At 51.9% G+C, this 13,496-nt stretch carries 10 protein-coding genes; 4 read left to right on the forward strand and 6 right to left on the reverse strand.

The genetic code is table 11. From position 1 onward, the window contains the following. Positions 1-9: 9 nt before the first annotated feature. Together FOM92_RS15080 and FOM92_RS15085 are read right to left on the reverse strand one after the other, a co-directional pair. Entirely contained in the window at positions 10-1,548 is a 1,539-nt protein-coding gene (locus FOM92_RS15080) for a GMC family oxidoreductase (protein ID WP_143777629.1), read from the reverse strand. 132 nt (positions 1,549-1,680) lie between these two features. Further along, positions 1,681-2,283 carry a TetR/AcrR family transcriptional regulator gene (locus tag FOM92_RS15085; RefSeq protein ID WP_170226920.1) on the reverse strand — a complete coding sequence of 201 codons (603 nt, stop codon included), beginning with the start codon at positions 2,281-2,283 and terminating at the stop codon, positions 1,681-1,683. A gap of 255 nt (positions 2,284-2,538) precedes the next feature. Between FOM92_RS15085 and FOM92_RS15090 the strand changes: the two genes are divergently transcribed. Then, a complete protein-coding gene (locus tag FOM92_RS15090; protein WP_143777631.1) occupies positions 2,539-3,207 on the forward strand; it encodes a TetR/AcrR family transcriptional regulator in 669 nt (222 codons plus the stop codon). A gap of 28 nt (positions 3,208-3,235) precedes the next feature. Here FOM92_RS15090 and FOM92_RS15095 read toward each other — a convergent pair whose 3' ends face one another. The 3 genes from FOM92_RS15095 to FOM92_RS16045 form a co-directional block, all read right to left on the reverse strand. Next, a complete protein-coding gene (locus FOM92_RS15095; protein ID WP_143777632.1) occupies positions 3,236-3,910 on the reverse strand; it encodes an META domain-containing protein in 675 nt (224 codons plus the stop codon). 115 nt (positions 3,911-4,025) lie between these two features. Further along, complete coding sequence (locus FOM92_RS15100) at positions 4,026-6,431, reverse strand: EAL domain-containing protein (protein ID WP_143777633.1); 2,406 nt, start codon at positions 6,429-6,431, stop codon at positions 4,026-4,028. A 105-nt stretch (positions 6,432-6,536) separates the two neighbouring features. Further along, positions 6,537-7,871, reverse strand: coding sequence for a FecR domain-containing protein (locus FOM92_RS16045; RefSeq protein WP_211347421.1), 1,335 nt, complete (start codon positions 7,869-7,871; stop codon positions 6,537-6,539). Positions 7,872-8,199: 328 nt separating this feature from the next. Here FOM92_RS16045 and FOM92_RS15110 point away from each other — a divergent pair, with 328 nt between their 5' ends. The 3 genes from FOM92_RS15110 (at position 8,200) to FOM92_RS15120 (ending at position 11,400) form a co-directional block, all read left to right on the forward strand. Beyond that, complete coding sequence (locus FOM92_RS15110; protein ID WP_170226921.1) at positions 8,200-9,771, forward strand: ShlB/FhaC/HecB family hemolysin secretion/activation protein; 1,572 nt, start codon at positions 8,200-8,202, stop codon at positions 9,769-9,771. A 255-nt stretch (positions 9,772-10,026) separates the two neighbouring features. Continuing rightward, entirely contained in the window at positions 10,027-10,890 is an 864-nt protein-coding gene (locus tag FOM92_RS15115) for an OmpA family protein (RefSeq protein WP_143777636.1), read from the forward strand. Positions 10,891-11,043: 153 nt separating this feature from the next. Further along, positions 11,044-11,400, forward strand: a complete 357-nt coding sequence (locus FOM92_RS15120) for a hypothetical protein (RefSeq protein WP_211347422.1) — start codon at positions 11,044-11,046, stop codon at positions 11,398-11,400. Between the two features lie 75 nt (positions 11,401-11,475). Here the strand turns inward: FOM92_RS15120 and FOM92_RS15125 are convergent, their stop codons facing one another. After that, positions 11,476-13,407 (reverse strand): S9 family peptidase, encoded by a 1,932-nt coding sequence (locus FOM92_RS15125; RefSeq protein WP_143777637.1) that lies wholly within the window; start codon positions 13,405-13,407, stop codon positions 11,476-11,478. Between the last annotated feature and the right edge of the window lie 89 nt (positions 13,408-13,496).

Below are 13,496 nucleotides of genomic sequence, written 5' to 3' on the forward strand. Positions count from 1 at the left end.
AAAGGTCAGCTAGCGGGCCTCCCTTGCAATGAATTCAGCCGCACGAGTAGCGATCATCGCGACAGCGGCATTAGGGTGTCCGCGGACAAGCGAAGGCATAACGGAGGCATCAGCAACCCACAGCTGGTCGCAACCGTGAACCCGCAAATTGGAAGATACGACGCCTTGTTCTTTGTCACCCATACGACAGGTCCCGGCTGGATGGTAAACGGTCTGCACATTGTGACAGATTTCCGCGAAAAGCGTATCATAGTCGTTGATATGTGCGCCCGGAAAATGTTCGGTAGAAATTTGTGTACTGAACGGCGGCTGTGCCGCAACCTTACGTGCGAGTTCCACTCCAGCCAAAATGGCTTTCCGATCTAGTCCTTCTCTGTCCGAAAACAAACCGAAGTCGATTTTTGGCGCTATTTCGACATGCCTAGTCGACACCGTCACGCTGCCTCGGGAATGAGGAGCAACAACTGCTACACCGATCGCAAAACCATCAACGAGCGGTGGCTTCAGCGCTTCTTCCCGCCACTCGAGTGGCGCGAAGATAAGCTCGATATCTGGTGCTAACAACTTCGGGGTTGATCGCGCAAAGGCAATCGCCTCGGCAACGTTCGATGCAAGCGGTCCTCGTTTGCGAAACAGATAATTCAGCAGGTTTTTTGGCGATTCTGCGGATTTGTAAGTTTCGTTGTGATTGGTTTTGAAAACTGGAACCACCATGGGGTGATCCTGAAGATGTTGTCCGACATGCGGGGAATTGACTGCAACTTCGATACCCAATTTTTGAAGTGTTGTGCCATCGCCGATACCGGACCGGATTAGCAATGCGGGTGTTTCAATGGCACCGGCCGTCACTATCACACCAGCTTTGGCGAGCGCAGAAACGCGGCCTTGCGCGCTATTCATCATTACGCCAACGGCTTTGCCTTGCTCAATAATCAAACTTTCCACCATCATATTGGTCAAAGTGACCAGATTGGGCCTGTTTAAGGCAGGCACAAGATGGCTATGGTAAATGCTATGGCGCTTTCCGTTGCGGATGTTGGACTCTACAATCCAAGCACCTTCAAAAGCACCGCCGTTATAGGAATCTGCGGAGTTTCCGATTATCCTGCGAGCGGAATCCACAAATTCCGTTGCCGCGGGATGGGCATTCTCATTAACGCCATGCTCCACTTCATTGTCCAATTGCTGAAAAACTGGAGTGACGTCGCTCCATCCCCAGCCCGTGGCTCCGAACTGCCCCCATTCATCAAAGTCAGCTGGGTGACCCCATTGATGGATTAGTGCATTCATGTTGGAGCTGCCGCCCAGCATTCTTCCGCGCGGAATATAGATGGAGCGCATGGATTCACACTGCGAGACGCTTTGGTAATTCCAATCGTTGCGGCCTTTGAATAGCTTCGTGAATCCAGCCGGCACTTTAACGAACGGATTGCGCGGCTTGCCACCGGCTTCAATCAGTAGCACACGATTCCTGCCATTGGCAGATAGCCGATTGGCGAGCACAGAACCCGCCGTTCCAGCACCGACAATGATATAATCGCTTATCACAATCCACTCCAACAAAATGACTATTTCTCTCACGAAAATAGTCTGCGACCCATCGGAGTCGCTTATACATAGTACAACTATGTTTGTAAAGACATTCGTCTTAGTTGGGTTTTTCGTGCTGAGTGTTATTTTTCAGGCTTTTGCGCCCTGATTGGTCGCGATCCATTGGTTCAATATCGCCTCTATCGTTTCGATTACGTCGTCTTCGGCAACATTTGAATCGTTGCCCGCCAAAGCAAAGCACGACTCATTGAGTAGGCCCAAAATCGCGAGCGCGGTTACCCGCAAACGCGACTTCTGCACCGATTTGCTTCCCGCCAATAGGCGCAAGGCCGGTTCAATAGCTTCCAAAGCAATGCCTGTATCAATTTCTTTCCATTGCATTTGCCCCAAAATGCCGGGCGCATCGATCAAGACAATTCGAAGATATTCGGGCCGTTGCGACAGCTGGAGTGAAGCTCTCGCTCCTGTAAGAAATCTGAATATCCCCGACGGTACTTTGCTGGCTGCTTCCGACACAGCGCCGTCGAATTCCCTTTGCAACTGCCGAACGACTTCGGCAAAAAGATCCCGCTTCCCCTTAAAATGATGAAAAAATGCCCCCTCGGTTACACCCGCACCGCGCGCAATTTCACTGGTTGTTGATTGCGCAAAGCCTTTTTCAGAAAACAGCTTTCGAGCTGTCCTGATTATGTCCCCCCGAGTAATGGCTGCATCAGCGGCGCTCCGCTTCATAGCCAATCTCCTCTTGCTCCAAAGAAGAACAATATTCATAGTAATACTATGTAGTCAATAAGAGTTTTTTCCAAAATGGAGTAAAGTTTTAAATAGTTAAGTCGAAGTCTAGATTTGTAGGTGCCGACTATCAAAAGTTAGGACTATCCAGTCGGTCCGTTTAGATTGAATGTGGTTAACCAAGCACGATTCTTAGTGGTCTGTCGGTTCAAGTTACGCTTGACCACAATGCAACACTATCTAATATAGGCCGCTATGGGGAAAAAGAGCGCCGCTGAAGCCGAAAAAACACGCAAACTAATTGTTGCGACGGCACGTGATTTATTTGCAGAACTGGGGTTTGCAGGAGCGACGACTAGTCGCATAGCTAAATCTGCTGGATTGACAGAAGGTGCGTTTTTTCATCACTTCAAAGATAAGAAGGCTTTGTTCGCCGAGGTTGTCAGAAACCTCCAGCTTGAATTTGCGCATGCGGTTGTGATCCGTGGCCGCGGTGGTGATAATTTCCTCGATCGGTTTCTAATCGGTGCGAGGGCTTCGATTGAGTTATCCCAAAGTCCTGAATATCTGAAGTTGGTGCTGATAGAGGCTCCTACCATTTTGGATACTGAGAATTGGCGGGAAATCGACGCGGCTACTTCGTTGGCCGTCATAGAACCTGCACTTGTGGCAATTTCCGGACGAGACCAAGTTGAACCCCGTTTGTTGCGACCAATGGCCCTACTAGTATTGGGCTTGCTCAATGAAACGGCGTTTGCACTCGCTCGCAAAGACCAAGAAATTACCATCGATGACGTTATCGACATTTTGGAAGTTTCTATCAAAGACTGGCTGCGTCGGTTGGATCAACCGAGAAAAGTAAGCGGGAAAATAGCGACTGAACCGGCGGTGATCAGAAACAAATCCAAGGCAGCTAAATCATAGCTCCGTTTCCAATTTTTAATTTAAAGTGCTACTTACGGACGAAATGGCTCGTTGTCCCGTCGGCAGACTGGAGTATTAATGCACCTTCGGCCGAAATCGTGAACGAGACTATAGTTTCGACCATTTTATGAAAGTTTTGCTCCTGGGTCATTATAGCCGGGGCACACAGCATTCGGGTGCTGATTAGCGGAGAGGTAACTTTTAACTTGCCTTCGGTGATCTGATAACTGGCGGAATAGCCATTGCAGCCAGATTTGCCGCCGATCTTACCGTCACTGCCAAGCATGAAAGTCAATTCGCTCCGATCAATGATCCCTTTGCCGTCTATGTCTTCAGCCTGCCACCAAACATCTTTTAGCGTCGGTGCCGGCTTTGGCTGTGTTGGCCACTCTTGAACTTCCACCTGCTTGGTCTTCCGGTTGTAGAGGCATAGCATGCGGGCTTGCGCACCATTCATATGAGCTTGCGGCCAGACGCCCTCGATCACCCGGGCTTCCACCAACAGCTTATCTGAAAAACGGATAGGAGAACTAGCTGTAGCACTAATGAGGCCTGACGACTTGATACATGCGGTTTGTGACAGATTATCGAGCTTAACGTTGTTATCGGGTGTCGTCGCATATGTCGGTGACATTTGGGCAATTGAAAATGCGCAAATCATCATCGTGCTGTTAAATGTAGCCGTGAGAATTTTGTTGAGCATGGTTCACCATGGAAAACAACCGGAGAAAAGTCTCTTCTCACATTAATGCTATTTTGATGAACTTGCTACAGCTACAGGCACTGTAGTCGCAACCGAGGTCATTTGGATGGAAAATTTATCCAGTGCGCATATGACCCGTAGGGTATGGGATTTCTGCAGTTATGCCGTCGGTTGGATGGAAGATCTGCATGCACCAGCGTTGCATGAACATCTCACGCGTAACCGGCTTACCGATGTACCATCCTTGTACCGTATCGCAGCCAAATTCCCGTAGCACATCCAGAGCGGCAATATCTTCGACGCCCTCGGCGACGACTTTAATCCCCAAGGCATGCGCCATTTCTATAGAGGACCGCACCATGATTTTGTTGGCGTTGTCTGTGGCGATAAGTTTGACAAAACTCTGATCGATCTTGATTTCGTCTGCCGAGAAGCTTTTCAGATATGTCAACGTGGATTGACCGGTGCCATAATCGTCAATCGACAGATGAGCTCCCAGACGCTTGAACTGGTCCAAGCTGGATACGGCCATTTCCTGCGACGATAATGCTGCTGTCTCGGTCAGTTCAATGGTGAGTAATGATGGATCGATGCCACTCTCGCGGATGATGGATACAGCCCGTTTGGCAAATGCAGGATTGGACAGAAGGGACGCGGAGATATTGACGGCGCAACCCATTGGATTGCGGACGGAATTCCAGCGTTCGACATCTTCGACGACTTGCCGCAAAACGAAAAGTGTCAGTGTTTCCATCAGATTTTCATGTTCCAGAACAGGCACGAAAAGAGAAGGATTTACCGTGCCCTTTTCGGGATGCTCCCACCGAACAAGCGCCTCCGCTCCATTCACGCGATTATCAATTAAACTGTATTTGGGTTGATAGCAGACTGATATCTGTCCGGTCATCAGCGCTTCTTCGAATTCCGACAAGATGAACAGTGATTGGTCAGTAACCTGTGCTAACCGGTCACTATGCCAAACAAGCCTTTTGCCAAGCTCGCCTGCACGCTTGGCCGCCAAGGTGGCCTGATTTGCCAAACCTTCGGCATCTTCGATGTCGCCGGTTGCAATGCCGTAGCATAAGGTCGCACGAACCGACCGACCACTTACAGGTATGGCTGTGTTGAACAACGAAGCACTTGCTTCGACTGTTGCTTCTACCGCCTCGCTATCTTGGATTTCGGTCTGCCAGCAGAAGCGTTCACGTCCTATGCGGTAAAGTTCACCAGGACCACTCGACAATTCAAGCCGATCGGCTACGGCCCGTACCAATTTCGTCGATTCGGCGCGATCAAGGGTTGCCACGATTTCGCCGAAGTTTGCGATTTCTGCGACAATTACCACGCGGCCGCCCCCTAAACCGACCTGTTCTTGCCACGCCGTCAGATTGGGAAGCCCCGTCGCCCTATCAACACGGCGCTCAACCGAAATTTGTTTGGTAATACCAATTACATATTGGGCCGCCATAGAACCCGCAAGCAATACCAAAGACGGGGTCACATCCAGATGCGCTAATTTGTATCGCTCAGCAAATAGTGGAAGAACCAATATTGCGAGTGCGATCAGGAAGGACGGCACAATTCCTGTAGTGTTTCGCCTATCTGTCCATTTGATCGCCAGCAACACGCCGAGCAAGGTCATCACAAGCATTGGCCATGGACCAAGCTCGGGAAGGTCCGTCCCTGCAATCAAGGTTTCAGCAGCCATTGCCTGGACCACAACACCCGGAATGACACCAAAACGGGATGTCGCATATCGGTCACCAAACTCAATGGCCGTTGCCCCGACAATCACTTTTTTACCATTCAAGTCTTGCCTATTAATCCGACCATCCAGCACGTCGATGAAACTGTGACGAGGGATCGACGAAATCTCGATAGATTGGTCGATCTTGAATTCCTTAGTCACAGGCCCACTGACATCGCCCAATAGCGCACCGATTGACGGTCTCGGCGTTGAATCGGTGACGGTGCCAAATGGATAGTTATTGACCTGACCATCGGCGTCCGGTCGGACGTTGACAGAACCGAGAAACGCGTTTTCACGCAACATCGGAATAGGAAGATTTTCCAGATCGGCCTGAACCTTCCCGGTGCTTTGCGGCTGACGGAAAGTGGGAAGCACGACTTTTCCACCGGTTCGCCTGATCGCTGCTGCGAATTCTTCGTCGCCGTCGCGGGTCGAATAGGAGGAAAAGTCCACGTCAAAAACAATTTGAGCGACACCGGCCTTGTCCAATTCGTCGACCAACTGTGCATGATAGCCCCGGGGCCAGGGCCAGTTATCCAGCGCGGAAAGCGATTTTGCATCGATCTCGACAATATGTATGCGGCCACTGGCGGGTTTTGAATTAATCGTGTCACGACCGTTATGGAACAGCTGCTCGACCGGCCCTTCCGGACTGTAAAGTCCCAGCAGAACGGCAAGTATAAGTGAAATGCCGATTGCTATTGGGCGAGCTTTGCGCGTCGAAATGCCCGTCCTTGCCAGACCATTTTTCAATGTTGACCGGAATGACATTGCGGCAGCAAATCCTGTGCTTTTCTAAAGACTGCCAATTATGTGGCAGCATATCGCCACATCTAAATTAAATGCGTTGATGGTTCGCTAACACCGGACCAAAAGTTATGCGCGGGGCGGTTTACCTCCATCTTTTCCGCCCTTGGGTGCGCCTTCGGGTTTGCCACCTACCGCATCCGGCTTTCCACCAGCGTTTCCGCCCGCATTACCGTTGCCGGGAGCCGCATCGGCTTTCCCACCGGCGTTTCCACCCGCATTGCCGTTGCCCGGAGCCGCATCAGCTTTCCAACCGGCGTTTCCGCCCGCATTGCCGTTGCCGGGAGCCGCGTCGGCATTTCCACCGGCGTTTCCACCCGCATTGCCGTTGCCGGGAGCCGCGTCGGCATTTCCACCGGCGTTTCCACCCGCATTGCCGTTGCCGGGAGCCGCATCGGCTTTCCCACCGGCGTTTCCACCCGCATTACCGTTGCCGGGAGCCGCATCGGAATTTCCACCGGCGTCTCCGCCCGCATTACCGTTGCCCCAGCTTCCGGATACCGCCCCAACAGCGGCATCTCCTGCATTTCCGCCCACATTATTTTTGCCGTCTGCGGTCGCACTGCTTATCCTTGCGGTCACATTTGTGTCGCGGATAATGCCCTGATAGCCCGAAATCAGACCGCCTGTAACCAAAGCGAGACTTACAGGATCGCTCGCAATGGGTGCAGCAATCTTACCAGAGAATTCGGATTTTGAATTTGAATCCGCAGCTGCAGACCGGCCATTGTTGTTATCGCCTTTTGAAAGGGCTTCGGATGCCGATTTGCTCTCCTCAGCCTTCGTACTGGCCGCTTTGGATTCGGTTGCCGAATTTTCGTTCGCGGGTGCTATAATGGCTGGAGAATCTGAACGAATGGCTGTTGCATCGTTGCCCATCACTTTCAGGAGCTTCAGATCATTTGCGTCGATCCTGCCGATACGTCCAGGTACAATTATATCCGACGCGCCGCCGTCCAGAGTCGACACTTCGACCCGGCCTTCTGTAACCTGAACGGTCGCACCATTTTCAGCAACCGTTACGTTAAAGGTCGTGCCTTTCACGACAGCGGCCAGGTAAGGGGTTTTAACACCGAAATGCGGCGTTTCCTTTTTCTCGATTTTGAAAAGCGCGCTTCCGATCGACTGAAATATCTGCGTGATAGCACCGGATTCTTCCGGTTTGGTAATACGGACGCGGCTGTTGGGGCTGACGATGACATATTCTCCGCCGCGTACGATAACAGCCCGCCCGGTTGAACCTGTAGAGACGGCATCGCCTGCTTTCAAAGCCATTCCACGTGCGCCTGTGCGCACTTGACCGTTTGATTCAACTGAAACGGATCCGGTGCTTTCCGAGATCTGCCACGCCTTCGTGCTCGCCGCCGCCGGGGTCGACAGCACGAAGAGTGCAGCTATAGCCATAATCATCGCTTGGATGACGGAAAGATATTTACGCACTGGCTTTGCCCCATTGATAGGATTTCAGAGGGCCAGTGTAACAAGCAAATCTGACGAAACCCCGTCGAGAAGTGCCTAAGAACTGGTAAATATTATAAGCGTTTGGGTTAACGGCTGGGCAACTTGTTGGCTTTAAGAATTGTTTCCACACAATATCAATTCACGGCTGATTCCTCGCTTAATGACGCGAATTCACGGTTCTTTTTGCTTATGTTTTTTTGGTGCAATAATTGCGCCCTCGCCATTGTGTGCGCAGTTAAATGTAGCGGGTGACGGGGAGTGGCGGGCTTTTTTGCCCGCTGCGACGAAAGACGACACCCCCAATCGGAACGAGGTTAATGTTGAGGCGCCGCAATTGGTTCGCAGCGAAGCCGCTGTAGTCCCGCCAGAATCTTTGCCGGATAATTCCGGCGAGGGTATTCGTATAGGCTCCGTACTGATCGAGACGGACGACAGCGTTAATCACAACATTTTTGAAAAAGTTATCGAACCCTACCTCGGAAGTAATGCAAGCGGCGAAGACCTTGCCAAGCTGGCGCAAAAAATTGCAGAGATAGCTCGGTCGGAAGGTATGGTGCTGGCCAATGCCTATGTTCCCGAGCAGCAAATTGAGCTCGGCATCGTGCGTATAAAGCTGGATGCAGGTTCAATCGACAAAGTCAGGATCGAGGGATCGGCGAACAAGGCGTTGCACCGGCTGCTCGAGCCGTTGGTTGGTAAATTGGTATTGAAGCACGAGCTTGAGCGCCGCTTAATGCTCGCGAACAATATCCCTGAAATTGTCGTAAAACAGACTGAGTTGATTAACGAGAACGGGGCACGAGTCCTGATTGTAAGGGTCCAGCAGAGGAAAAAGACGAGCGGGCAGATCGTTGTCGACAATTTCGGGTCTAACAAGATCGGCCCGTTGCGCGCACGCCTTAGCGTCGAAGCGGTGGCGCTGTTCGAGGATTCGGACTCACTTAACGTGACCTTCCGGACCAATCCCGCCGAACCGCAGGAACTTTTGGCTGCGAGTGTGGTCTATGGTGTTGGTCTCGGTACAAACGGCACTCGGGCAGAGGTGGCAACCGCATGGAGCGATAGTAATATCGATCCGAGTTCCGGATTTGGTAAGCGCAATGCTGGCAGCCGTTACGCCTCGCTTGCCGTCAATCATCCTGTTTACCGTTCGCGTAACGCCAATCTTTGGGCTGACGGACAAATTGAGTACCTGAAGGTCGATCAGGACAGTTTCGGTGCGGTGTTGCAAAGTGACACGGTTGTGACCTTATCGGTGGGACTTTCATCCTCTTATCGGTTGGGCGAAGGCTGGTTGCGGACGGGCACCCAGTTGCGGAAGGGCTTGGGTATATTCGGAGCTAACGGACCCTTGGATCCTTTTTCGTCGCGTGCGGATGCCGACGGCACTTTTACATTAGCACGCGCTTGGGTCAACTGGTCAGGTTATGCTGTAGGTAACATGACGCTAAGAATGGCCGTGTCGGGTCAGTATTCGGCTGATCCGCTCTTGTCTTCAGAAGAAATGGGATTGGGTGGGGCCTACACCGGGCGTGCCTTCGATTTCTATGAACGGTCCGGGGACAATGGCATACTGGCTCTGGCTGAGCTGGGATATGAACACTCGAACTCCAAAAGCTGGATTCGTCGCTTGCAACCTTATGTTTTCGTGGACGGAGGGTATGTGGGAAATTTCCGTGATGGTTATGGCTCCGGTACATTAGTGTCCGCAGGAACAGGCATACGCGCAGGGTTGGGTATATTCGATCTGCAGGTCGAAGCAGCGGCACCTGTCTACACTTCAGGTGCTATTTATAGCAGCGATGATCCCCGAGTAAATGTGCAGCTGGGCCTAGATTTTTAGATAGCTAACTCGGCGACCACGGAATGCGGCGCGCCTATCCTGACATCAAAGCATATACTGAGGTAAAGGGCTCTTCTTTTCGTGCGTAAAGTTCTTTCGCGCTTCAGCTAACTTCAACGGTTCGTCGCACAATGGAGCCGTGCTAACCCCATATAAACGGCAAAATGCAATCGTGTTCATCTGCTAGAAAGGATGGAATCAACAGGCTGAATGCAAGGGTATGATAAGGCAATAGCCGTTTGAAGGAGTAATTAAATGAATGTGATTTCCAATAGGACGGGATTTCCCGTCCTGCTTGCCGTGGCAACTGTTGCCTTTTCGGGTATGTCGTCCGCGCAATCAAATGACCCGACGATTGTAGTGGATGGCGTCGTCGCGCAAGAGACGGCGGTGATGGCCAAAGGCCCGGACATAAAGGGTATCATCACGGCGCGCAGTGGTGACAAGCTGAAGATCACGACAGCCGATGGCAATGCAACTATCGTTTCCATCAATGAAGCCACGAAAATCAAATCAGGTGGCGGACTGCTGAGCAGCAAAAACAAACTCACATCAAGTGCATTGCTGAACGGTTTGCCGGTGACTATCAAAACCTGGCAGTCAAGCGCCGGTCTGATCGCAAACCAGATCACTTTCCGTAACAATGACCTGAAAACAGCGACCATGATCCGCAACGGAACCGCCCAGCAATTTGAAGAACAGACCGCCGCAACCGAAGCATTGCGCGGACGTATGGGCGATATTGATAAATATAATATCAAGGGTACGACCAACGTCTATTTTGACACCGGCAAGTATAATTTATCGCCTCGTGCAAAGGAAGAATTATGCGCGACCGCAGCATCAGCAGAGGCAACGGATAATGCTCTGATGCTTGTCGTTGGCTATACGGACTCAGTGGGAGACGAAGAGTATAACCAGATACTCAGTGAGAAGCGCGCAAGCAGCGTTATCAACTATCTGCAGCAAGCGTGCCGTTGGAAACCTTATCGGATGCTCACGCCGACCGGTATGGCTGAGTCCGATCCCTTGGCCAGCAATGATACCGAAGAAGGCAAGGCACAAAATCGCCGTGTATCGGTAAATATCCTGGTCAGCAAAGGGCTCGACGGCCTTTAAATGTGAGGGGGGTGGGCGCGTCTCACCCCTTTTTTTGGTCCACTTCAATAGGCTGGACGCATCCAAACTGGTTTAGCGACCGTTTCTGCATTTACCCATATTCAATTGCGTGCTTGAAATAGTGAAGGCACGCAGCCGTAGAGGAGAATGTTGATGCGCGTATTCAGCTCTGTTGTTGCCGCTTTCCTATTTGCCACAGCCGCTGCTGCAGATGTGCCACAACTGAGCGGCACTTGGACAGTGGACCTGTCCTCAGAGCCAGGCAAGCCGTATACAAAGCCAATGGTTCTTGAACTGAAAGCAGACGGAAGCGTGCAAGGCAGCTTCTATGAAAGCACCATAGAAGGTGGCCGCTGGAAAACAGACCGCGGTCGGACGTGTGTCAGTTTCCGCACTACCGACGGTGTCGGCCCCTATCACAGCGCGGCCTGTCTGGTCCGGGATAAAGTCGAGGGTCAGACATGGGCTGAGCATCGCAACTTCCTGTTTAACTGGATTGCGACACGCTGAGAAAGAATAAACCGATCAGGGTTCTCCCGTTGCCCTAAGGCTAGCGCAGTATGAGCAGATTCCGCGCCTCGCTCTTCACTTTGCTTTCAGATATTTGTCGAACCATTCGACCGTACGACGAAGGGAATCGAGCTGGTTTTCCTTTTTCCGGAAACCATGGCCTTCGGCCGGATAATAAACAGTTTCCACAATATTGCCCTTTGCTTTCAATATATCATTGACCTCCTGCGCCTGGCCGCGCGGGACACGAATGTCGTTTTCGCCCTGTATGGTCAGCAACGGGGCTTTGGCGTTCTGGATGTAAGTCAATGGTGATGCGCGATCATAGCCAGCAGGGTTTTCCTCTGGCGTGCCCATCAGACTACGCAGATAGGCCTTTAGCACCTCATCCATGTCGCGGTACATTGTACGCCAGTTGATGATACCGAACCATTGTACACCCGCGGCAAACTCGTCGGGAGTCTTCCCGACGGCCATCAGCGTCATAAAACCGCCATAGGACCCACCGAAAATGCCGACACGCTTCGGATCGACATATCCGCTCTCCACCAGAAATGTCTTGGCCGCGACCGTGTCCCTGAGATCGCCACCGCCGAGATCGTCATAATTGGCGGTCTGGAATGCTTTGCCATATCCTGTCGATCCACGGAAATTCGGTGCAATTATGATATAGCCCCGGCTAGCAAGAGCCGCGGCGATGTCGTCGAAATAGTCTTCGGTCTTGCCCGTCGGACCACCGTGGGGAAGTACGATGGCCGGATTGCTCCCGTCGCGTTTCAGATTGGCGGGCATGGTGACCAGCGCGCTAATCAGCGTACCATCAAAGCTTTTATATGTAACCATTTCCGATTTCGCCAAGACCTCAGGCCGCAAGCTGGCGACCGAAAGTTGCGTGAGGGGACGCACGCTGTTGTCCGCCAGATCATAGCGGTTCAGTTCGCCCGCAACATTTGCCCCCATATGGACGACCAATAACGAGCGCCCGTCGGGAGATCGCGTGTCATTCCCTGTCGTGAAATTCAGACCAGCCGGAAGGTTCATCGGGGTTTCGGTGCCCGTTGCCAAATCATAACGGAGCAGTGTGGTACGCAGATCATTGCTGCTTTCGACGATCAGCGATTTGCCATCCAGAGTGAATCTTACGGCTTGCTGGTCCCAAGGGATAGCCTTTAGCCATTTCCATTTCTTGGTGGCGAGGTTGTAAAGACCTGCCCGTGGGCGTCCGATTTCTGCATCGGTTGTTACAGCTAACCACTGCCCGTCGGCACTGAGATCCTGAACACGGTAAATTGTGTTCGCTTTTGCCAAGACCGGAGTAGACTTTCCACTCCCCACGTCAATCCGCCAGATTTCGGTGCTGGTGGAATCGATTTTGTCGCGATTTGCGTACAAAGTTTTCCCGTCGTCCGCCCAAAGGCGTGGAGACCATTCAAATTGGGGATCTGTTTCGCCGGTCAGTGTTTTTACATTTCCCTGGGTATCCATAACCGCAATGTTGGATTGCGCTTCGCTCTTCTTTTTAACCGACAGCGCCATCATTCCATTGGATGGTCCGGGTACTAGCCAGCGTTCGCTGATATCTGGAGTATTGGTCACTCGTTCGACAGCGCCGCCACCGGTCGGGACACGGTAGATATCGTAATATTCATCACCGCCATTGTCCTGAGTGTAATATAGCCATTTGCCATCCCGTGAAGCTGCAAGCCCGCCTTGTGCATCGTCCGACTGCGTCATTTGCAGCGGCCAACTGCCGTCGGCCTCGGTACGCCATATGTTGTACCGGCCGGTCAAATTGGTGGAAAGATAGACGTGCTTTCCGTCCGCACTCCATGTCGTACTACCTACCGAGCGCGAATTTCCAATGTCTTCCAACGGAACTGTGCGCGCCTCTGGATTGACAGGGGACGTCAGGCTTTTCGGATCGGTAACCGGCCTATCGGGCGTGACGATCTGGGCGGCAAGTGGAGATGTCGTGCAAAGCAGGACGGCAGCAAAGAGTAAACGCATAAAATTCCTCCCGTTGTTCCTATTTTGATATCGCGATTTGATTCGAGGCAATAGGATAAAATAGACAGATTTTTGGGAGGAGATGGTGG

This window comes from Sphingorhabdus contaminans (assembly GCF_007280415.1).
Classification (GTDB): domain Bacteria; phylum Pseudomonadota; class Alphaproteobacteria; order Sphingomonadales; family Sphingomonadaceae; genus Sphingorhabdus_B; species Sphingorhabdus_B contaminans.

Coding starts and splice junctions, on each gene's coding strand:
- FOM92_RS15125 (WP_143777637.1), bottom strand. CDS start 13,407: ATGCGTTTACTCTTTGCTGCCGTCCTGCTTTGCACGACATCTCCACTT.
- FOM92_RS15085 (WP_170226920.1), bottom strand. CDS start 2,283: ATGAAGCGGAGCGCCGCTGATGCAGCCATTACTCGGGGGGACATAATC.
- FOM92_RS15090 (WP_143777631.1), top strand. CDS start 2,539: ATGGGGAAAAAGAGCGCCGCTGAAGCCGAAAAAACACGCAAACTAATT.
- FOM92_RS15120 (WP_211347422.1), top strand. CDS start 11,044: ATGCGCGTATTCAGCTCTGTTGTTGCCGCTTTCCTATTTGCCACAGCC.
- FOM92_RS16045 (WP_211347421.1), bottom strand. CDS start 7,871: ATGGCTATAGCTGCACTCTTCGTGCTGTCGACCCCGGCGGCGGCGAGC.
- FOM92_RS15095 (WP_143777632.1), bottom strand. CDS start 3,910: ATGCTCAACAAAATTCTCACGGCTACATTTAACAGCACGATGATGATT.
- FOM92_RS15100 (WP_143777633.1), bottom strand. CDS start 6,431: ATGTCATTCCGGTCAACATTGAAAAATGGTCTGGCAAGGACGGGCATT.
- FOM92_RS15115 (WP_143777636.1), top strand. CDS start 10,027: ATGAATGTGATTTCCAATAGGACGGGATTTCCCGTCCTGCTTGCCGTG.